Source organism: Streptomyces sp. NPDC001194 (assembly GCF_042896985.1).
GTDB lineage: Bacteria > Actinomycetota > Actinomycetes > Streptomycetales > Streptomycetaceae > Streptomyces.
Genome location: NZ_JBIAXU010000022.1, coordinates 111,735 through 130,810, shown reverse-complemented (window position 1 = coordinate 130,810; position 19,076 = coordinate 111,735). Strand labels below are relative to the sequence as shown.

The 19,076-nt window shown below is 73.5% G+C and carries 16 protein-coding genes; 5 read left to right on the top strand and 11 right to left on the bottom strand.

Features of this window, described 5'->3' with window-relative positions; translation table 11 throughout:
• Window positions 1-191: hypothetical protein (locus tag ACFY1T_RS31510; RefSeq protein WP_390791183.1), on the top strand; the 191-nt coding region annotated here is incomplete at its 5' end.
• Between the two features lie 184 nt (window positions 192-375).
• Here the strand turns inward: ACFY1T_RS31510 and ACFY1T_RS31505 are convergent.
• Window positions 376-1,383 carry a stage II sporulation protein M gene (locus ACFY1T_RS31505; RefSeq protein ID WP_390791182.1) on the bottom strand — a complete coding sequence of 336 codons (1,008 nt, stop codon included), beginning with the start codon at window positions 1,381-1,383 and terminating at the stop codon, window positions 376-378.
• Window positions 1,384-1,498: 115 nt separating this feature from the next.
• Here ACFY1T_RS31505 and ACFY1T_RS31500 point away from each other — a divergent pair, with 115 nt between their 5' ends.
• Window positions 1,499-2,464, top strand: a complete 966-nt coding sequence (locus tag ACFY1T_RS31500; protein ID WP_390791181.1) for an RDD family protein — start codon at window positions 1,499-1,501, stop codon at window positions 2,462-2,464.
• Window positions 2,465-2,482: 18 nt separating this feature from the next.
• Window positions 2,483-2,788, top strand: coding sequence for a hypothetical protein (locus tag ACFY1T_RS31495; protein ID WP_390791180.1), 306 nt, complete (start codon window positions 2,483-2,485; stop codon window positions 2,786-2,788).
• Between the two features lie 27 nt (window positions 2,789-2,815).
• Here the strand turns inward: ACFY1T_RS31495 and ACFY1T_RS31490 are convergent, their stop codons facing one another.
• Both ACFY1T_RS31490 and ahcY read right to left on the bottom strand, forming a co-directional pair.
• The gene (locus ACFY1T_RS31490) at window positions 2,816-3,436 is read right to left on the bottom strand and encodes a hypothetical protein (RefSeq protein WP_390791179.1); all 621 of its coding nucleotides are present in this window, start codon (window positions 3,434-3,436) and stop codon (window positions 2,816-2,818) included.
• Window positions 3,437-3,594: 158 nt separating this feature from the next.
• Entirely contained in the window at window positions 3,595-5,049 is a 1,455-nt protein-coding gene (gene ahcY / locus ACFY1T_RS31485) for an adenosylhomocysteinase (RefSeq protein WP_390791178.1), read from the bottom strand.
• Between the two features lie 313 nt (window positions 5,050-5,362).
• Between ahcY and ACFY1T_RS31480 the strand changes: the two genes are divergently transcribed.
• Window positions 5,363-7,420, top strand: coding sequence for a fructose-specific PTS transporter subunit EIIC (locus tag ACFY1T_RS31480; RefSeq protein ID WP_390791177.1), 2,058 nt, complete (start codon window positions 5,363-5,365; stop codon window positions 7,418-7,420).
• A 143-nt stretch (window positions 7,421-7,563) separates the two neighbouring features.
• Here ACFY1T_RS31480 and ACFY1T_RS31475 read toward each other — a convergent pair whose 3' ends face one another.
• The 6 genes from ACFY1T_RS31475 to ACFY1T_RS31450 all read right to left on the bottom strand — a co-directional run bounded on the left by ACFY1T_RS31475 (window position 7,564) and on the right by ACFY1T_RS31450 (window position 13,137).
• Window positions 7,564-8,493 carry a cation diffusion facilitator family transporter gene (locus ACFY1T_RS31475; protein ID WP_390791176.1) on the bottom strand — a complete coding sequence of 310 codons (930 nt, stop codon included), beginning with the start codon at window positions 8,491-8,493 and terminating at the stop codon, window positions 7,564-7,566.
• A gap of 94 nt (window positions 8,494-8,587) precedes the next feature.
• Window positions 8,588-9,745, bottom strand: a complete 1,158-nt coding sequence (gene manA, locus ACFY1T_RS31470; RefSeq protein ID WP_390791175.1) for a mannose-6-phosphate isomerase, class I — start codon at window positions 9,743-9,745, stop codon at window positions 8,588-8,590.
• Between the two features lie 43 nt (window positions 9,746-9,788).
• A complete protein-coding gene (locus tag ACFY1T_RS31465; RefSeq protein ID WP_390791174.1) occupies window positions 9,789-10,922 on the bottom strand; it encodes an SIS domain-containing protein in 1,134 nt (377 codons plus the stop codon).
• Window positions 10,923-11,038: 116 nt separating this feature from the next.
• Complete coding sequence (locus ACFY1T_RS31460) at window positions 11,039-11,224, bottom strand: Trm112 family protein (protein ID WP_030156407.1); 186 nt, start codon at window positions 11,222-11,224, stop codon at window positions 11,039-11,041.
• 86 nt (window positions 11,225-11,310) lie between these two features.
• Entirely contained in the window at window positions 11,311-12,681 is a 1,371-nt protein-coding gene (locus tag ACFY1T_RS31455) for a phosphomannomutase/phosphoglucomutase (protein ID WP_390791173.1), read from the bottom strand.
• A 75-nt stretch (window positions 12,682-12,756) separates the two neighbouring features.
• Entirely contained in the window at window positions 12,757-13,137 is a 381-nt protein-coding gene (locus ACFY1T_RS31450; protein ID WP_390791172.1) for a DUF3499 domain-containing protein, read from the bottom strand.
• A gap of 138 nt (window positions 13,138-13,275) precedes the next feature.
• Here ACFY1T_RS31450 and ACFY1T_RS31445 point away from each other — a divergent pair, with 138 nt between their 5' ends.
• Window positions 13,276-13,755, top strand: coding sequence for a metallopeptidase family protein (locus tag ACFY1T_RS31445; protein WP_051805611.1), 480 nt, complete (start codon window positions 13,276-13,278; stop codon window positions 13,753-13,755).
• 73 nt (window positions 13,756-13,828) lie between these two features.
• Here the strand turns inward: ACFY1T_RS31445 and ACFY1T_RS31440 are convergent, their stop codons facing one another.
• Together ACFY1T_RS31440 and ACFY1T_RS31435 are read right to left on the bottom strand one after the other, a co-directional pair.
• Window positions 13,829-15,307 (bottom strand): DUF5719 family protein, encoded by a 1,479-nt coding sequence (locus tag ACFY1T_RS31440; RefSeq protein ID WP_390791171.1) that lies wholly within the window; start codon window positions 15,305-15,307, stop codon window positions 13,829-13,831.
• A complete protein-coding gene (locus tag ACFY1T_RS31435) occupies window positions 15,304-18,948 on the bottom strand; it encodes a glycosyltransferase family 2 protein (RefSeq protein WP_390791170.1) in 3,645 nt (1,214 codons plus the stop codon). Before ACFY1T_RS31435 ends, ACFY1T_RS31440 begins: the two co-directional genes overlap by 4 nt.
• Window positions 18,949-19,076: the final 128 nt, after the last annotated feature.

The window sequence follows — 19,076 nt, the reverse complement described above, 5'->3', positions numbered from 1 at the left end:
GAACGGACGCTTCCTTTGTACTCACCCTCTCGGGCTTTCCTCCGGGCTTTCGTTCTTCGTTCTTGCGTTTCCGACTCTATCAGAGTCAGTTCCGCCTGCTTTCCGGGGTCTTCGCTTTCGCGTTTTCCCTTTCCGGCGAGTCCGACTCTATCAGAAGTTTTCCACCGGATTTCCCGGCTTCGGATTCCTGAATGAGGAGTCGATTGTGCCCCACGGGAATTCAATTCCTGTTGGGGGCGAGAGAGACTTTAAACCATCGCTGCCGAACTTGTCCAGTTCGAGGCAACCGTTCGAATCTACCTCCCCACCGCGACGGTGTCAACAGTCGCTGCGGGACGACGAGGAGACTAGCAGCTGAACGGGGTCCGACGCACATCAGGCCGCCGTGGGCAGGGTGGCCGTCTGGTCCGCGGCTTCCACGTCGCCCGCCTCGCCGGCGCGCGCGGCCCGGCCGCCGAGGACGTAGACGTACGTCAGGAACAGGGCCTCGGCGGCGACGCCGATCGAGATGCGGGCCCAGGTCGGGAGGCCGGACGGGGTCACGAAGCCCTCGATCAGGCCCGATGCGAACAGCACCACCGCCAGGCCGATCGCCATGCCCAGCGCGGCGCGGCCCTGCTCCGCGAGGGCAGCCCGCCGGGTGCGCGGGCCCGGGTCGACGACCGTCCAGCCGAGGCGCAGGCCCGTGCCCGCGGCCACGAAGACCGCGGTCAGTTCGAGCAGGCCGTGCGGCAGGATCAGCCCGAGGAAGACGTCGAGGCGGCCGGCCGAGGCCATCAGGCCGATGCCCGTGCCGAGGTTGAGCATGTTCACGAAGAGGATCCAGAGCACCGGTATGCCCAGGAACGCGCCCAGGACCAGGCAGACCGCGGCCGCCTGGGCGTTGTTCGTCCAGACCTGGGCGGCGAAGGATCCCGCCGGGTTGCTGGAGTAGTACGTCTCGTACCCGCCGCCCGGCTTCGTGAGCGCCTTGAGGTCGTCCGGGGCCCCGATGGCGCCCTGGACCTCGGGATGCGTGGCTATCCACCATCCGAGCAGGACGCCGACCGCCGTGGAGATCAGGGCCGTCGGTATCCACCAGCGGCGGCTGCGGTAGACGGCGGCCGGGAAGCCCTCGGTGAAGAAGCGGGCGGCGTCGCGCCAGCCGGCCTTGCGGGCACCCGTCACCGTGGCGCGGGCGCGGGCGACGAGCTGCGTCAGGCGGCCCGTGAGCATCGGGTCCGGGGTGCTGGACTGGATCAGCGAGAGGTGGGTGGAGGCCCGCTGGTAGAGCGCGACGAGTTCGTCCGCCTCGGCTCCCGTCAGCCGGCGGCCGCGGCCGAGGAGCTGTTCCAGGCGGTCCCATTCCGCCCGGTGGGCCGTCACGAAGACGTCGAGATCCATCCGGTTACCGCTCCCCTGCCCCAGGACCTGCCTGCTTCTGCTTACTTCTACCGTGGTCAGCTTGGCAGACTGGATGAACCAAGGGGCGGGTCCGGTCACGGGAAAGGTGTGCAGGGTGAGCGATCTGGTGACGGGGGACGCGGTCGTCCTGGGGTTGCGGCCGGCGAGGCTGCCGAGCCGGGCGCTGGCGATCCTTCTCGACCTGCTCGTCTACCTCACCGGGTACCTGCTCATCTCGATCGGGCTGACCCTGGCGACCGCCTCGCTGGATCCGGCCGCGCAGGCCGCGGTGTCGGTGGCGAGCTTCCTCCTGGTGCTGGTCGGCATACCGATCGCGGTGGAGACGCTGTCCCACGGGCGATCGCTCGGCAAGCTCGCCTGCGGGCTGCGCGTCGTACGCGACGACGGGGGGCCGATCCGGTTCCGGCACGCGCTGGTGCGCGGCGCGATGGGGGTCGTGGAACTGCTGGCCACCTTCGGTGCCATCGCCTGCATCGCCTCGCTGGTCTCCGCGCGGGGCCGGCGGCTGGGTGACGTGTTCGCCGGGGCACTGGTCGTACGGGAGCGGGTGCCGGGGGCGCGGGTGATGCCGGTGCCGCCTCCGCCGCCGTGGCTGGCCGGGCGGTTCTCGGGGCTGGACCTGTCGGCCGTACCGGACGGGCTGTGGCTGGCGATACGGCAGTACCTGACGCGGATGAACCAGCTGGACCCGCAGGTCGGCGCCGCGATGGCGGTGCGGCTCGCCGATGATCTGGTCGCGCGTACGGGGACTCCGCCGCCGGTGGGGGTCCCGGCTCCCGCGTTCCTGATGGCGGTGGTGCACGAGCGGCAGTCCCGGGATGCGGCCCGCGCCTTCGGCCAGGGCGCGCCCGCGTACGCTCCGCCCGCCGCGCCCGTTGCGTACGCGCCGCCCGTCATGCCCGCCGCGTGGGGGCACCCGAGCCCAGGGGCGTACGCACCGCAGGCCGCACGGCCCGCGGCCACGCCGGTCCCGGTCGCGGTCCCGGTCGCGGTCCCGGGCGAGCTGCCCGCGACTCCCGAGCCGCCGCGGCCCGCGACGGGGTTCGCACCCCCGGCGTGATCGCCTAACCTGCGCGGCATGTCAGCCAACGTCGCATTCACCTTCCGCGTCACGGGCATCGAGGACGAGGCCCGGGCGCGAGCCGTCGCCGAGGAACTCCGGGAACTGATGCGGGACGAGAGCATCGGCCGCCAGGTCACGATCGGCGTCCGGGAGGAGGACGGCGTGCACGTCGTCACCGGCGGGACCGACTTCCCGGTCTCCGTCAGCCGCGCCCACCTGTGGTGCCCGGACTTCGAGAAGTCCGTCGCCTGGTACGCGAAGGAAGCCGCACCCTCGGCGATCTGCGCCGTCGAGTGGAGCCACCCCGACGAGCGGCGCTGATCCGGGGCCGGGGAGCCGCTCGAGGCCTCAGTCCTCGGGGAAGGCCGAGGGCGGGGTCTCCAGGTGCTCCAGCTCGATGCCCGGGGCCGCGAGGACCACGTCCCCCGCGATGTGGACCGTGTGGACCTCGCCCGTGTCCAGGGCGGTGACCTGGTACTCGTCCACCACGAGCGGTCCGCTGTCCGTCGCGTGCCCGGCCCGGTCCCGCAGCGCCCAGGCCTGGTCGACCGTACGGGGCGCCAGCACCGGGTCGGTGAGCGCGACGAGCCGGACCCGGGTCGCGGGGGCGCCGGGGGTCAGCCGCAGCAGGCGGGCCGTCGCGACGAGGAAGGCCGGCGAGGTGCCGGTGAAGCCCGCGGCGGGGACGTTGCCCTCGGTGGCCTCGGTCCCGGCGGGGTCGGAGCGCACCCAGGTCACCCCGTCGATGGCGGCGCCGCGGACCTGCCAGCTCGAAGCGTTGGCTTCGAGGCGGATGGGGCGGCCGAGTTCGTCGATCGCGAGGTCGACCGAGCCGCGGTGGCCGCCGTCCGGGCCGGTGAGCTGGGAGACGTAGCGCCAGCCGGAGGGGCCGGGCGCGCAGTGGAAGTGCTCCTCGCCGAGGGGCGTGTGGTCGTGCGGATCGTGGAGCGAGTAGCGGCCGCGGGGCATGGGGTGCCGTCCTTGCGTGCGTGGTGCCGGGTCGTGCGGGTCGTACCGGTCGTGCGGGTCGTACCGGTCGTGCGGGTCGTGCTCATGGGGCAGGCCCCCGGCGACGTACGTGCCGGGGGCCTGCTCGGTGCTGCGGATCCGCGGGGACCGGTGCGGGATCAGTAGCGGTAGTGGTCCGGCTTGTACGGGCCCTCGACCTTGACGCCGATGTAGTCGGCCTGCTCCTGGCGGAGCGTCGTGAGCTTGACGCCGAGGGCGTCAAGGTGGAGGCGGGCGACCTTCTCGTCGAGGTGCTTGGGCAACACGTAGACGTCGGTCGGGTACTCCGAGGGCTTGGTGAAGAGCTCGATCTGGGCCAGCGTCTGGTCCGCGAAGGAGTTCGACATCACGAACGACGGGTGGCCGGTCGCGTTGCCCAGGTTCAGCAGACGGCCCTCGGAGAGGACGATCAGGACCTTGCCGTCGGGGAACTTCCAGGTGTGGACCTGCGGCTTGACCTCGTCCTTGACGATGCCCTCGACCTTGGCCAGGCCGGCCATGTCGATCTCGTTGTCGAAGTGGCCGATGTTGCCCACGATCGCCTGGTGCTTCATCTTGGCCATGTCGGCGGCCATGATGATGTCCTTGTTGCCCGTGGTGGTGATGAAGATGTCGGCGGTCTCGACGACGTCGTCCAGCGTCGCGACCTGGAAGCCGTCCATGGCCGCCTGGAGCGCGCAGATCGGGTCGATCTCGGTGACGATGACGCGGGCGCCCTGGCCGCGGAGCGACTCGGCGCAGCCCTTGCCGACGTCGCCGTAGCCGAAGACGACGGCGACCTTGCCGCCGATGAGGACGTCGGTGGCGCGGTTGATGCCGTCGATGAGGGAGTGGCGGCAGCCGTACTTGTTGTCGAACTTCGACTTGGTGACCGCGTCGTTCACGTTGATCGCCGGGAAGAGCAGGGTGCCCTCGGCCATCATCTCGTACAGGCGGTGGACGCCGGTGGTGGTCTCCTCGGTGACGCCGCGGATCTCGGACGCGAGCTGCGTCCACTTCTGCGGGGTCTCGCCGAGGGTGCGGTTCAGCAGGGTGAGGATGTGGCCGTACTCCTCGGAGTCCGCCGTGGACGGGTCCGGGGCGGAGCCGGCCTTCTCGAACTCGACGCCCTTGTGGACGAGCAGGGTGGCGTCACCACCGTCGTCGAGGATCATGTTCGGGCCGCCGGTGGGGGTGTTCGGCCAGGTCAGCGCCTGCTCCGTGCACCACCAGTACTCCTCCAGCGTCTCGCCCTTCCAGGCGAAGACGGGTACGCCCTGCGGGTTCTCCGGGGTGCCGTTCGGGCCGACCGCGATGGCGGCGGCCGCGTGGTCCTGGGTGGAGAAGATGTTGCAGGAGGCCCAGCGGACGTCGGCGCCGAGGGCGACGAGGGTCTCGATCAGGACGGCGGTCTGCACGGTCATGTGCAGCGAGCCGGTGATGCGGGCGCCGGCCAGCGGCTGGGCCGCGGCGTACTCGCGGCGGATCGACATCAGGCCGGGCATCTCGTGCTCGGCGAGGGTGATCTCCTTGCGGCCGAAGGCGGCGAGGGAAAGGTCGGCGACCTTGAAGTCCATGGGTGCTGCTCTCCTCATGGGTCGAGAGGGTGGGTACGGCTGAGCCGCGCATCGCCTGTGCGGGCGGTGCACCGGGCACTCAGTCCGTCGGGGGTCCTCTCTCCCCTCGGCCGGTCGCGGAGACCGCCCGACCGCCATCAGCAGCGACGCCTGACACTGATGACGAATCTACACCGATCGGCCGAGCGCGCCCCAGTGGGCCGGGGAAGAAGTCGCCCTCCGAAGGGGCCGTCCGGCGGGGCGCATTCAGGCCTTTTGGACTTTTGATCGGGCCCTTGCGTGGTGGACGATTTTCCGGAGGATCGTTCGTACGCGCGTGAAGGAGATTGCAGTGACCACTCCGGCCGACTCTCCCGGTGGCGGGAGCGCGAACGGCGGCGAGCGCCCGAAGCTGCTCGCCGTGACCGCGTGCCCCACCGGGATCGCGCACACGTACATGGCCGCGGAGAAGCTCCAGCAGGCCGCCGCCCGCCTCGGCATCGACATGAAGGTGGAGACGCAGGGCTCCATCGGGGCCGAGAACGTGCTCACTGACAACGATGTCAGAGAGGCGGACGGCATCATCATCGCCGCCGACAAGGAGGTCGACCGCGCGCGGTTCGCCGGAAAGCGGGTGCTGTCCACCGGAGTCGCCGACGGCGTCCACCGGCCGGAGGAGCTGATCGAGCGCGTGCGGAGCGCGCCGGTGCAGACCGGGAGCGCGGCGGCCCCGGGCGGCGGCGGTGGTGGCGGTGGCGGCAAGGAGCGCAGCCTCGCGTACAAGGCGCTGATGAACGGCGTCTCGTACATGATCCCGTTCGTGGTGGTCGGCGGTCTGCTGATCGCCATCTCGCTGGCCCTCGGCGGGCACGCGACGCCCGAGGGCTACGTCATCCCCGAGGGCACCTTCTGGGCCCATGTGAACGCCATCGGCGGCATCGGTTTCCAGCTGATGATCCCGATCCTGTCCGGCTACATCGCGTACGCCATCGGCGACCGGCCGGCCCTCGTGCCCGGCATGATCGGCGGCTTCATCGCGAACACCGGGGCGTTGTACGACTCGAAGGCGGGCGCGGGCTTCATCGGCGCCATCGTGACCGGCTTCCTGGCCGGCTACCTGGTCCTGTGGATCAAGAAGGCCGAGGTCCCCAAGGCCGTGCAGCCGATCATGCCGATCATCGTGATCCCGATCGTCGCGACGACGGCGCTGGGCCTGTTCTTCGTCTACGTCATCGGCAAGCCGATCTCCTGGGTGTTCGAGAACCTGACGAGCTGGCTGTCCGGCATGACCGGCACCAGCACGATCCTGCTCGGCGCGATCCTCGGCCTCATGATCGCCTTCGACATGGGCGGTCCGGTCAACAAGACGGCGTTCCTCTTCGGTACGGGACTCATCGCGTCCGGGAACCACGCGGTCATGGGCATGTGCGCGGCGGCCATCCCGGTCATGCCGCTGGGCCAGGGCCTGGCGACGCTGCTGCGCCGCAGGCTGTACTCCGACCAGGAGCGCGAGACGGGCATGGCGGCGCTCTTCATGGGGATGTTCGGCATCTCGGAGGGCGCGATCCCGTTCGCGGCGGCGCGGCCGGCGATCGTCATCCCGGCGAACATGCTCGGTGGTGCGGTGGCCGGTGCGATCGCCGGTGTGGCGGGCGTGGGCGACCACGTGCCGCACGGCGGTCCGGTCGTGGCCGCGCTGGGCGCCGTCAGCGGCTGGGCCGGGTTCCTGATCGCCATCGCGGCCGGCACCGTGGTGACCGCCCTGGCCACCAACGCGCTCATCGGCCTCAAGGCGCGCCGGGGCCGGGTCGCCGCCGTGGTGCCCGTGACCGTCCGCGTCCCCGACCCCGAGCCCGAGCCCGCGCTCGCGGGGGTCGCCGCGGCCGCCGGTTCGGGTGCGGGTGCGGATGCGGGTGCGGATGCGGATGCGGGTGCGGGTGCGGCCGGTGCGCCCGAGGTGCTCTGCGGATACCTGACCGCGCAGACCGTGAAGACCGAGCTGGCCTCGGACTCCAAGGAGGCGGCCATCCGCGAGATGGCCGCGATGCTGGCCGCGACCGGCAACGTACGGGACGTGGACGAGCTCGTACGGGTCGCCCTGGCCCGCGAGGCCCGGGGCACGACGGGCCTCGGCGAGTCCATCGCGATCCCGCACGCCAAGACGGACGCGGTGTCCCGGCCGACGGTGGGCTTCGCCCGCTCCGACACGGGCATCGAGTGGGGCTCGCCGGACGGGACGAGGGCCCGGCTGGTCTTCATGATCTCGGTGCCGGAGGCCGCCGCCGGCGACGAGCACCTGCGCATCCTCGCGCTGCTGTCGCGCCGGCTCATGGACGCGGACTTCCGGGACCGGCTGCAGTCGGCCCCGGACGTCCCGGCGGTCCTGGACCTGCTCGGCGAGATCCGGTAGCCGGCGCGACCGTCACGGGGAAGGCCCCGTGACGGAGAAGGCCCCCGCCGCGCGCGGTCTGCGCTCGGCGGGGGCCTTCGTGCGTGGTGCGGGGGCATTCCCGCGCGGCGGGGGCGGCCTTCGTGCGTGGTGCGGGAACCGCGTCAGCCCTGCGCGGCGGCTTCCGCCTTGTAGATGTCGGGCTCCAGGTAGATCACGCGGGCGATCGGGACCGCCTCTCGGATCCGGGCCTCGGCGGCGTTGATCGCGTCCGCCACCTGGGTCGCCGTGTCGTCGCCCTCGACGGCGATCTTCGCGGCGACCAGGAGCTCCTCGGGGCCGAGGTGCAGGGTGCGCATGTGGATGACGCGGGTGACGACGTCCCCGTCGACGAGCGCGGCCTTGATCTTCTCGACGTCCTCCGTGCCGGCGGCCTCGCCGAGCAGCAGGGACTTGGTCTCGGCGGCCAGCACGATCGCGATGAGGATCAGCAGGGTGCCGATGCACAGGGTGCCGATGCCGTCCCAGACGCCGTCGCCGGTCGCGAGCGCGAGGCCGACGCCGCCGAGGGCGAGGACCAGGCCGACGAGCGCGCCGAAGTCCTCCAGCAGGACCACGGGCAGCTCGGGGGCCTTGGCGCGCCGGATGAACTGGCTCCAGGAGAGGGCGCCGCGGATCTCGTTCGACTCCTTGATCGCCGTCTTGAAGGAGAAGCCCTCGGCGATGATCGCGAACAGGAGCACGCCGATCGGCCAGTACCAGTCCTCGATGGGATGCGGGTGCTGGACCTTCTCGACGCCCTCGTAGATGGCGAACATGCCACCGACGGTGAAGAGCACGATGGATACGAGGAAGGCGTAGATGTAGCGTTCGCGCCCGTACCCGAAGGGGTGTTGCGGCGTCGCCTCCCGCTGGGCCTTCTTCCCGCCCAGCAGCAGCAGCCCCTGGTTCCCGGAGTCGGCCAGCGAGTGGACGCTTTCCGCGAGCATCGACGACGAGCCGCTGAAGACGAAGGCCACGAACTTGGCTACAGCGATGGCGAGGTTGGCGGCGAGTGCCGCCACGATCGCCCTGGTACCGCCCGACGCGCTCATGGGTTTTCGGAGTCCCTTCCTCGGTACGGCGCCCCTGCCCGGGGCGCCGCGCTACGGCGGCACATTGTTGCAGTCGTAGCGGCGGACGCCATGTTCACACCGACACGGTGGCCCGGAAAACGGTGCCGATACCGGACAGTTCGACCTTTTCGCCGGCAGGTACGAAGACCGACTCCCCGGGGGACAGGGTCAGTTCCCCGGCCTTCGGGCGGCCGGCCGTGCAGAGCAGGATCTGCGGGGCGGCGTCCGGGAGGAGGTGGGGGGCGGCGCCGGGGGCCAGGGCGAAGCGGGAGAGCCTGAATTCGTCGACGGGACTCTCGTAGACCTCCTCGCCGTTGCCCTCGGGACGCTGTACGGCCGGGTCGCCGGGCTCGAAGCGCACGATCTTCAGGAGTTCGGGCACGTCCACGTGTTTGGGGGTGAGCCCGGCGCGCAGCACGTTGTCGGAGTTGGCCAGCAGCTCCACGCCGAGGCCGTCGAGGTAGGCGTGCGGCACTCCGGCGCCGAGGAACATCGCCTCGCCGGGCTGGAGTCGCACGTGGTTGAGCAGCATGGCCGCGATCACGCCCGGGTCGCCCGGGTAGTGGTGGACGAGCGAGGCGTACGGGGCGTACGGGCCCGCGAGGCGCTCGATCGCGGCACCCGCCTCGGCGACCGTACGGGCCATCTCGGCACGGTCCGCGGTCAGTACGGCGGTGAGCATCTCGCGCAGGGCCGCCTCCTGCGGGTGGGCCCGCAGCAGGTCGGCGTACGGCTTGAGCGAGTCCACCCCGAGGCCTTCGAGGAGTTCGGCGGCGTCCAGCGGCGGGCGGAAGCCGCACAGGCCGTCGAAGGGGGTGAGCGCGCAGATCATCTCGGGCTTGTGGTTGGGGTCCTTGTAGTTGCGGTGGGGCGCGTCGGCCGGGATCCGGCGGTGCTCCTCGTCGGCGTAGCCCGCCTCGGCCTGCTCCAGGTCGGGGTGGACCTGGAGGGAGAGCGGGGCGCCGGCCGCGAGGAGTTTGAGGAGGAAGGGCAGCCGGGGGCCGAACTTGGTGACGGCGGCCGCGCCGAGCTCGCGCTCGGGGTCGGCGGCGATGACGTCCGCGAGCGTGGTCACGCCGGCGCCGCGGTCGAGACGGGAGGGGGCGCCGGGGTGGGCGCCCATCCACATCTCGGCCTGGGGCTCCCCGGTGGGTTCGACTCCGAGGAGCCCGGGGATCGCGGTGGTCGATCCCCAGGCGTAGGGGCGGATCGTATTCGTCAGGCGGTCCATCTTCGTCCGTCTTCCTGGATGAAGGGCCGGCACGGTGGTGTGCTCAGCCGTGTCCCCTGGTCGCCAGCGCCAGGTAGGCGGTGGCGAAGTCCGTGACGGCGAGGAGTTCGGCGAGCTGTTCCAGTTCGCTGCCCTCCTCCGGTTCGAGCTCGCTGATGGCCGTGTCGTGGCTGAGGGCGAGCTCGCGCGCGGCCGGGGCGGCGGTGAGGCCGCCCGCGGGCCGGTCGCGCAGCAGGACGATGCGGGCACGGAGGGCCTGGGGCTCCTCCACCCGGTCACGGAAGAAGCCTTCGGGGTCGGCGCCGGCGGCGAAGGAGCCGGCGAGCAGGACCCCGTGGGCGGGCAGCGCCTCGGGCAGGTCGGCGGCCAGTGCGGGCCGGCCGGCGAGCTCGGCGAGGGTGGCGGCGAAGCGGCGGCCGGCCGGTCCGGCGCCCGCGCCCTCGCTCCAGATGAGCGGGAGGGAGTCGGCGAGCTCGGCGGCGAGGGTCTTGGCCGGGTTGGAGTACGTGGCGATGGCCGGCCCGCAGCGCTCGGCGGTGCGGTCGAGGCGGTCGGCGACGCCCTGGAGGGTCTCGGGGGCGGCGGTGATCAGCCCGACCTTGTCGAGGAGTACGAGCAGCGGGGTCAGCAGGGCCCACAGGGCGCCGGGTCCGGCCGCGGCGGACTCGTCGTACTCCTGGTACGGGGCCTTCGCCATCGGCACGAGGAGCCCGTGGGCGCCGTCCACGGCCTCGCTCAGCGGCGACCGCTCGGGCGCGACGGCGACGACGGTGCAGCCGCGCCGGTAGGCCTGCTCGACGAGGAGACCGAGCCCGGGCTCGCTGCCGTCGGTGGTGGCGAGGAGCAGCAGGTCGACGGAGCCGGCCCAGCCGGGCAGCGACCAGCGCAGGGCGCCGGCGGCGTGGGCGACGCCGGTGGGGTGCAGGCGGGTGACCGGTGCGGAGGCGCCGGCGAGGGCGCCGAGCAGGTCGGCGACGCCGGTGGCGGCGGTGCCGGACCCGGCGATGAGGACGGCTCGGGGCCGGCCGTCGGGGCGCAGGTCGGCGAGGCCGGCGTCGGTCGCGTGCCGGGCCGCGGTGCGGACTCTGGCTCCGGCCTCGGCGGCGCCGCGGAGCAGTCCGCGGCGGTCGGCGCGGGCGAGCTCGTCCGGTGCGTCGAGGAGCGACTCGTCGAGCATTGCGGCCTCCGGCTGATTCAAAAGGGCGGGCGACTCGGTTGCTCGGGCGCCCGGCGCTGCGACGGGCGCCCCTTGATGCCTGTGCGTCCCGGGGCCTGCGGCCCGGGGTCGCGGCCTCAGGCGGGGCGGCGGGCCTCGTCGACGAGGAGGACCGGGATGCCGTCGCGGACCGGGTAGGCGAGGCCGCAGTCCTGGCCGGTGCAGATCAGCTCGGGAGCCGCTTCGTCCGCCGACTTGTCCTCGAGGGGCGAGTGGCAGGCGGGGCAGGCGAGGATCTCCAGAAGGCCGGCTTCGAGCGGCATGGGGCGGTTCCCTTCGAACATGCGGATTGGGCGAGGTCAGCGTACCGCCGGGCCGCACCTGGCGCGGCCCGGCGGTGACACGGGCTTTATGCCCGGACGAGGGCGAGGACCTCGTCGCGGACCTTGGCGAGGGTCTCGGGGTCGCGGGCCTCGACGTTGAGGCGCAGCAGCGGCTCGGTGTTGGAGGCGCGCAGGTTGAACCACCAGTCGGCGGAGGTGGCGGTCAGGCCGTCGAGCTCGTCGAGGGTGATCCCCTCGGCGGAGCCGTACGCGGCCTTGACGGCGGCGAGCCGGCCGGCCTGGTCGGCGACGGTGGAGTTGATCTCGCCGGAGCCCGCGTAGCGGTCGTACGAGGAGACCAGCTCGGAGAGCGGTCCCTCCTGGCCGCCGAGGGCCGCGAGGACGTGGAGCGCGGCGAGCATGCCGGTGTCCGCGTTCCAGAAGTCCTTGAAGTAGTAGTGCGCCGAGTGCTCGCCGCCGAAGATGGCGCCGGACGTGGCCATCTGCTCCTTGATGAAGGAGTGGCCGACGCGGGTGCGGACGGGGGTGCCGCCGTGCTCGCGGACGACCTCGGGGACCGACCAGGAGGTGATCAGGTTGTGGATCACCGTGCCGGTGCCGCCGTTGCGGGCCAGTTCGCGGGCCGCGACCAGGGCGGTGACGGCGGACGGGGAGACGCCCTCGCCCCGCTCGTCGACGACGAAGCAGCGGTCGGCGTCGCCGTCGAAGGCGAGGCCGAGGTCGGCGCCCTCGGCCCGCACGCGGGCCTGGAGGTCCACGATGTTCTTCGGGTCGAGGGGGTTGGCCTCGTGGTTCGGGAAGGTGCCGTCGAGCTCGAAGTACATCGGGACGAGCTCCAGCGGCAGGCCCTCGAACACGGTCGGGACGGTGTGCCCGCCCATGCCGTTGCCCGCGTCGACGACGACCTTGAGCGGGCGGATGGCGCCGAGGTCGACCAGGCCCTTGAGGTGCTCGGCGTAGCCGGCGAGGGTGTCCCGCTCGGTGATCGTGCCGGGGGCGGTGCCTTCGGCGACGGCCGGGGCGCCCTGCTCGGACCACTGCTCGACGAGCTCGCGGATGGTGGAGAGGCCGGAGTCCTGTCCGACGGGGGCGGCGCCGGCCCGGCAGAGCTTGATGCCGTTGTAGCGGGCCGGGTTGTGCGAGGCCGTGAACATCGCGCCGGGCAGGTCCAGCGTGCCGGAGGCGTAGTACAGCTGGTCGGTGGAGCAGAGCCCGATCAGGGTGACGTCCACGCCGCGGGCGGCCGCGCCGCGCGCGAAGGCCCCGGACAGGGCGGGGGAGGAGGGCCGCATGTCGTGGCCGACGACGATCGCGGTGGCACCGGTGACCTCGACGAAGGCGGCCCCGAACAGCTCGGCCAGCGACTCGTCCCACTCGTCGGGTACGACACCGCGTACGTCGTACGCCTTGACGATGTTCGAAAGATCTGCGGCCACTGCCTGCCCTCCTGAAGTGCTGTGCGGTGGAGCAAACCTACCTGCACGGAGAACGGCTTTTCAGACCATGTGATGTCAGGAGTCGGGCGAACGCAGGACGCGCAGGTGTCCGCGGCGCGTCTCCCCGGTGCCGTTGCCGCCGTTGGCCGGACCGGATCCGCCGGCCTGCGCCGTGCGGTCGTGCGGACGGGCCGCTTCACGGACGGCGTTGGCGAGCGCTTCGAGGTCGTCGCCGCTGGGGCGCGAGGGCGCGGAGCCGTCGGTCAGGCGCACGACGTCCCAGCCCCGCGGGGCTGTCAGGCGCTCGGAGTGCTCGGCGCACAGGTCGTAACAGTGGGGTTCCGCGTAGGTGGCGAGCGGGCCGAGGACTGCGGTCGAATCGGCGTAGACGTACGTCAGTGTCGCGACGGCAGGGCGGCCGCACGCGGTGCGCGAACAGCGACGTACAAGGCTCACGACGTTGGACGGTACCGCACTCTTGACCGGGCCGCGACGACTCTCCCCCGGCCCACTCCCCCGTGTCGTGCCCGCGGAGGGGCGCGGCGGGTCCGGAAACGCCCGGGTGGGAGGGGCCGCGAGGGCTACGCTGCGGGGGTGACCGACAGCCCCCTGCCCCCCGGCCCGCCCCGCCCCGCCGAGCCTCCCGCCGAGCCGCGGCCGCGCCGCCGCGACCGGCACGGGCGGGGGATGCGGGGGCCGCTGGCCCCGCCGCAGGTGCCGTTGTCGGCGAGCCGGGCGGAGCTGTTCGGGGACCTCGTACGGGACTCGGTCGAGCGGCTGGAGCGGCGGTTCCCGCAGCTGGCCGAGGTGGAGTTCGTGGTCGCCGACGTGCCGGGGCCGCCGGGCGGGCCCGACACCGGCTGGAACGACGAGGCGGTGCCGCTCGGGGCGCTGGCGGAGCCGGACGGAGCGGGGCGGCCGGCGCGGGTCGTGGTGTTCCGGCGGCCGGTGGAGATCCGGACGAAGAGCCGGGACGAGCGGGCTCTGCTGGTGCACGAGATCGTGGTGGAGCAGGTGGCCGAGCTGCTGGGGCTGTCCCCGGAGACGGTGGACCCGCGGTACGGGCAGGACTGACGGGCGGCCGGGGCTCGCGTACGGGCGGCCGGACCGTCCCGGCCGCCCGTACGGCGCTGCTTCGCGGACGTCCCTAGTCGGTCAGGACCGTGAGGTCCTGGGCGGCCTTGGGGACCGAGACCATCGCGTGATCGTCCGACAGCGGCTGGATCGTGAACATCGGGATCCCCTCGTGCGGCAGGGTCAGCGTCCGTGCCGCGTACACGGGCCCGCCGGAGACCGTCTCGACCGTCAGCGCGTACGCGCCCTTGGCGCCCGCCGGGGCCAGCGTCACCGCCTGCGTCGTGCCCGCCTTGACCGTGACCTCCTTCGAGGCCGGCTCCCCGGCCTCCGTGCCCGCCGACGCCGTCACCTTGACCTTCGCGTCCGTGCCGCCCGCCGCCGTCAGCGAGAGCACCGTCGCGTTCTCGTCGGCCCGGTTGTCGGCGACCGTGGCCCGGGTGCCCACCGCGGCGGTCGCCGGGACGAAGCCCAGCTCCTGCTTGGCCCCGCTGCCGCGGACCACGCGTACGGCGGCCACCACCGGTACGGCCTTCTTGCCGTCCGCCGGGGCCAGCACCAGCGAGCCCGCCTCGCCGCGGGTCACGTCCTTGAGGTCGACGCTCGCGGTCATCCCGCCCTTGACGTGCAGCTGTTCGTTGCCGGCCGGGCTGATCGAGCCGTTCGGCCCGGCCAGCTTGAGGGTGAGGTCCGCGTCCTCCTCGCCCGGCGCGAAGGCCACCAGCCGTACGGAGGCGGCGTCCGCGGGGATACCGGGCAGGACCAGCGAGCCCGCCGGGTCGGCGGAGGCCGGCAGCCAGTCCGAGCCCACCCCCTCCTCGCCGACCTGCACGGAGGCGCCGACCCGGCCCGCACGGGTCGTCACATGGGCGGTGACGTCCGGGAGCTGCGTTCCGGGGGCCAGCGAGGCCAGTGAGACGGCCTTGGTGGACTTGGGGTCGATCCGGATGTTCTCGCCGGTGCCGCCGTCGGACTTCACCGCCCCGTCCGGGCCGAACATCTTGATGTCGATCACGGCCGCGGTGTCGTCCGGGTTGGTGAGGTGCACGTAGTCCTCGCGTCCCTTGGCCGTGCTCGCGCCGGGGAACCAGAAGTCGGTGCCGGGCGTGGTGCAGCCGACGCCGAGGACCCCGCGCGCCCGGCCGACCGCGACCTTCGTGGTCTGCTGCGCGGTCCAGCCTGGGGCCAGGATCCCGTCGGCGACGCCCGTCAGCGCGGGCGCCTCCGCTCCGGAGGCGGTGGCTCCGGCCGGTTTGCCGCGCTCCTTGAGCTCCAGCACCGGCTTGGCCTCCTTGGTCGCGCCGAGGAGGCGGGCCGCGCCCTTGCCGCCCCCGGCGGCGCCGGGGGTGATCGCCGTGTACGTGGTCTCCGCGATGTCCGAGGAGCTGGGCGCCGGGCACACCAGCGCGGACCGCTCCACGGGCATCCGGGCCGCGGCGGCCGTCTTGGCCTCGGCGGCCGGGGCGGCGGGGGCGGTGAGGTACCCGACGCCGGTGACGGCCGCGAGGGCCGCGGCCACCGCCGCCAGCGTCAGGGGTGCGCGCTGCTTCACTGCTGGGGGCTCCCGTCGGGACGCGGCTCGTGGCTGCCGTAGCCGTCGTACGGCTGCTCGTACGGCGGGTAGGGGTACGGCGGCTGCTGGGGCGGCTGCTGCGGGTACGCCGGCTGGGCCTCGTAGCCCTGCTGCGGGTAGGGGTACTGCTCGTACTCGGGGGCCTGCGCGGGCGCCGGCACGTACGGCTGCTGGGGCTGCTGGGGCTGCTGCTCGTACGCGTAGCCCTGGTCCCCGTACGCCTGGTACGTGTACGCGTCCTCCCCGTACACCGGCTGCGCCGGGATCTGCGCGTACGGGTCGGCCACCGCGCCCGCGGGCTCCTCGGCGGGGGCCGTCGCGGTCTGCGCGGACTGGGCCTCCGCGCGCAGCCGGCGGGCCCTGCGGCCCTCTCCGGCCTCGCCCGCGGCGGAGCGCTCGGCGGTCTCCGCCTCCTCCTCCGGCAGGTCGTCGTCGAGGCTGGCCCGGCGGCCCGGCAGGGCCATCACGAGCAGGACGAGCGCGAGCAGGCCCTGGGCCCAGTGCCAGGCGGTCCGGGTCAGCGCGTCCTCGTGGACGAGGTCGAGGCGGCCGCCCGCGGCGGGCAGTTCGAAGCCCTGGGCCCAGCCGTCGAGCGTCTTCGGCTTGAGGGGCTTGCCGTCGAGGGTGGCCTCCCAGCCGGGGGCCGCCCGGTCGGCGATGCGCAGCACCCGGCCGGCGCCGCCCGCCTCGCTTGCCGGGATCTTGGTGTGGACCTCGACGGGGCCGGAGGCGACGGGGATGGGGGCTTCGCCCGGCTTGCCGGAGACGATGGTGGCGCGGGCGACCTGGCGGTCGACCCGCCACAGCGCGCTGCCGTCGAGCTGGCTCAGGCGGCTGAGGCCCGGGGTGGCGTCGAGGACCTTGCGCGTCTGCTGCGGGGCACCGTCGCGGACCAGGATGTAGCGGATCGCGAACCCGCTGAGCTGGTCGCTCTGGTCGGCGCCGGAGCCGGCGACGAGGCTGGAGACGACCTTGTCGAGCTGGGGGCTGCTGCCGGCCGCGGCGGCGAGTTCGGCGTCGCCGAGGCGGCCGCCGGAGCCGCGGACCAGGGTGTAGGAGACGGTGGCGGGCGAGGTGCCGCCGAGGACGAGGGTGCGGGCCTGGTCGCGGGTGCCGCTCTCCTCCGCGACGAACGCGGGGACCTGGACCGGGTCGCGCCGCTCCAGCGGGCCGTCGGCGCCGCTGATCATCCAGCCGGCCGCGCCGAGCAGCGGGCCTGCGGCCGCGCCGAGCGCGATCAGCGCGGCGAGCGGCTGGCGCCAGCCGAAGCTGCTGGCGGCGACCCGCTCCTTGGCCCCGTCGGCGCCGACCACGGCGGCGGCGAGGAGGGCGAGTCCGTAGACGAGGGTGGCGGGCCCGGCCCAGCCGGTGCGGTTGACCACGACGGCCAGCAGCAGCGCGGCGAGGGCGGCGGCCCAGGCGGTGCGGACGGCGAACTGCCGATCGGAGCGCAGCAGGGCGGCCAGGGCGGCGAGGACGACGCCGATGAGCAGCAGTCCGCCGGCGGTCCGGGGGCCGCCGGGGCTGATGCCGAGCAGGTCCAGGGCGGTGGCCGAGCCCGATCCGTAGGGCAGGCCGGCCTCGTGCAGCAGCCGGCCGGGGTGCGTGAGCAGGCTCAGCGACCAGGGGGCGAGCACGAGGAGCGGGACGGCGAGCGTGGCGAGCAGCCGCAGGCCGTACGCCTTCCACTCGGCGCGGCGCAGGACCAGCGCGGCGGTGCCGAGGGCGGCGGCGAGCGGCCAGACGACCGGGGTGAAGGCGGTGGCCAGTGTCAGCAGGAGGGTGTACGTCCACACCGGGCGCCAGCCGGACCGTTCGCTTTCGGCTCCGCCGAAGCCGAAGGCGGCGACGGCCGAGCGGGCGATGAGCGGGAGCACGATCGCGAGGACGGCGGTGCCGAGGCGGCCGCCGGCGAGGGCGCCGGTGACGGCGGGCAGGAAGGCGTAGGCGACGGCGGCCCAGGCGCGCAGCAGCCGGGATTCGACGAGCGGCCGTGAGGCGAAGTACGCGGTGAGCCCGGAGAGCGGGACCGAGCAGACGAGCAGCAGGGTCAGTGCGGCGCTGGTGGAGCCGAACAGCACGGTGGCGAGGGCGCCGAGGACCGCGAGGTAGGGGGGCGCTCCGGCGGTGGAGCCGACGGCGACGGGCTGCCAGTCGTCGGTGTAGGCGCGCCAGAGGGCGAGTCCGCTGTCGGGGGCGGGCAGCAGGGCGCCGCCCATGAGGGAGCCGCCGCCGAGCAGGGCGCGGCAGGCGATGACGGACACGAGCAGGAGGAGGGCGAAGAGGACGGGCGCGGGGTTGCGGGCGATCCGCTTGAGGCGCGCGAACTGTTCGATCTCGAGGTAGTCGGCGTCGTCGCCGCCGGGGCCGGATTCGACGGCTCCGCCGTGTCGGCCGACGGCGGCCGTGTCGGTTTCGCGGTCGGCGCCGATGTAGCCGGCGAGCTGTTCGGCGTTGGCCCGCAAGCTCGCGCCCGGGGGCGGGAACAGGGGGCGCAGTTCCTTGGCGGGGACGGCGGGGCGGCCGCGTCTGCGGCGGGCGCCGAGGATCCGGCCGGGGCGCAGCAGGGTGGCGAGGAGGCCGGTGATCTCGTCGACGGCCTGGCCGGGGGCCTTGCCGACGAGGTAGGCGAGGGTGCGCAGCACGGTGCCGACGAGCAGGCGGAGCAGGACGTACGGCAGGGCGCGGCCGGAGCTGTTGGCGAGGACCGTGTAGACGGCGCCGGCCTTGTCCACGCGGTGCGGGCTGGAGCTCGTACGTCCGGCGCAGTCGACGGTGCGGCGCTCGCGGGCGGCGGCCTCGGCGTGGCGCAGGACGGCGTCGGGGGCGACGAGGACGGTGTGGCCGGCGCTCTGGGCGCGCCAGCAGAGGTCCACGTCGTCGCGCATGAGCGGCAGGCGGCGGTCGAAGCCGCCGAGGGCCTCGTACACGTCGCGGCGTACGAGCATGCCGGCGGTGGAGACGGAGAGGACGGGGCGGATCTGGTCGTGCTGGCCCTGGTCCTGTTCGCGGCGGTCGAGTCCGGTCCAGCGGCGGCCGCTGCGGGCGATGGTGACGCCGGCTTCGAGGAGCTGCTTCTTGTCGTACCAGCCGCGCAGTTTGGGGCCGATGACGGCGGCGTCGGGGTTCTCGTCGGCTACGCGGAGCAGTTCGGTGAGGGCGTCGGGCTCGGGGGCGCTGTCGTCGTGGAGCAGCCAGAGCCACTGGACGGGTTCGCCGTGGGGGAGTTCGGGGAGGTCGTAGGCGTCGTCGCGCCAGGTGCGCCCGACGGGGTCCCAGCCGCTGGGGCGCTTGAGGTACGGGAGGTCCTCGGGGGTCAGGGTGCCGGCGTTGCGGACGGCTTCGTCGACGGCGGTGCCGAAGCCGGTGCGGCGGGCGAGGTGGAGGACGCGGTCCTCTCCGAGGGCCTCGCCGAGCAGGCGCGCGGAGTCGTCGGCGCTGCCGGTGTCGGCGGCGACGTGGCTCTGCGCGGGGCGTTCCTGGCCGAGGAGGCCGGCGAGCGTTTTGGGCAGCCAGCGGGCGCCGTCGTGGGCGACGAGGACCGCGGTGACGACGTGCCGGGGGAACTCGGGTGTGGCGGCAGCCTGGTGGGAGGCCGTCGACTGGCTGTGCAGGGACATCGCTCTACTGGCCCTCCGGCCTGGGGGTCCCCCCGGACGCGGTCCGGGGAGTGGATCCGGGGGTGGTGTGCTCCCGGAGGCTGCTGGACAGCGCCCCACACTAACGGCTGGAAACACAGCGGTCCGCC

Excerpts from the sequence above, each read along its gene's own strand:
- ACFY1T_RS31505 (WP_390791182.1), bottom strand. The coding sequence starts at position 1,383 with ATGGATCTCGACGTCTTCGTGACGGCCCACCGGGCGGAATGGGACCGC.
- ACFY1T_RS31495 (WP_390791180.1), top strand. The coding sequence starts at position 2,483 with ATGTCAGCCAACGTCGCATTCACCTTCCGCGTCACGGGCATCGAGGAC.
- ACFY1T_RS31490 (WP_390791179.1), bottom strand. The coding sequence starts at position 3,436 with ATGCCCCGCGGCCGCTACTCGCTCCACGATCCGCACGACCACACGCCC.
- ahcY (WP_390791178.1), bottom strand. The coding sequence starts at position 5,049 with ATGAGGAGAGCAGCACCCATGGACTTCAAGGTCGCCGACCTTTCCCTC.
- ACFY1T_RS31475 (WP_390791176.1), bottom strand. The coding sequence starts at position 8,493 with ATGAGCGCGTCGGGCGGTACCAGGGCGATCGTGGCGGCACTCGCCGCC.
- manA (WP_390791175.1), bottom strand. The coding sequence starts at position 9,745 with ATGGACCGCCTGACGAATACGATCCGCCCCTACGCCTGGGGATCGACC.
- ACFY1T_RS31465 (WP_390791174.1), bottom strand. The coding sequence starts at position 10,922 with ATGCTCGACGAGTCGCTCCTCGACGCACCGGACGAGCTCGCCCGCGCC.
- ACFY1T_RS31460 (WP_030156407.1), bottom strand. The coding sequence starts at position 11,224 with ATGCCGCTCGAAGCCGGCCTTCTGGAGATCCTCGCCTGCCCCGCCTGC.
- ACFY1T_RS31435 (WP_390791170.1), bottom strand. The coding sequence starts at position 18,948 with ATGTCCCTGCACAGCCAGTCGACGGCCTCCCACCAGGCTGCCGCCACA.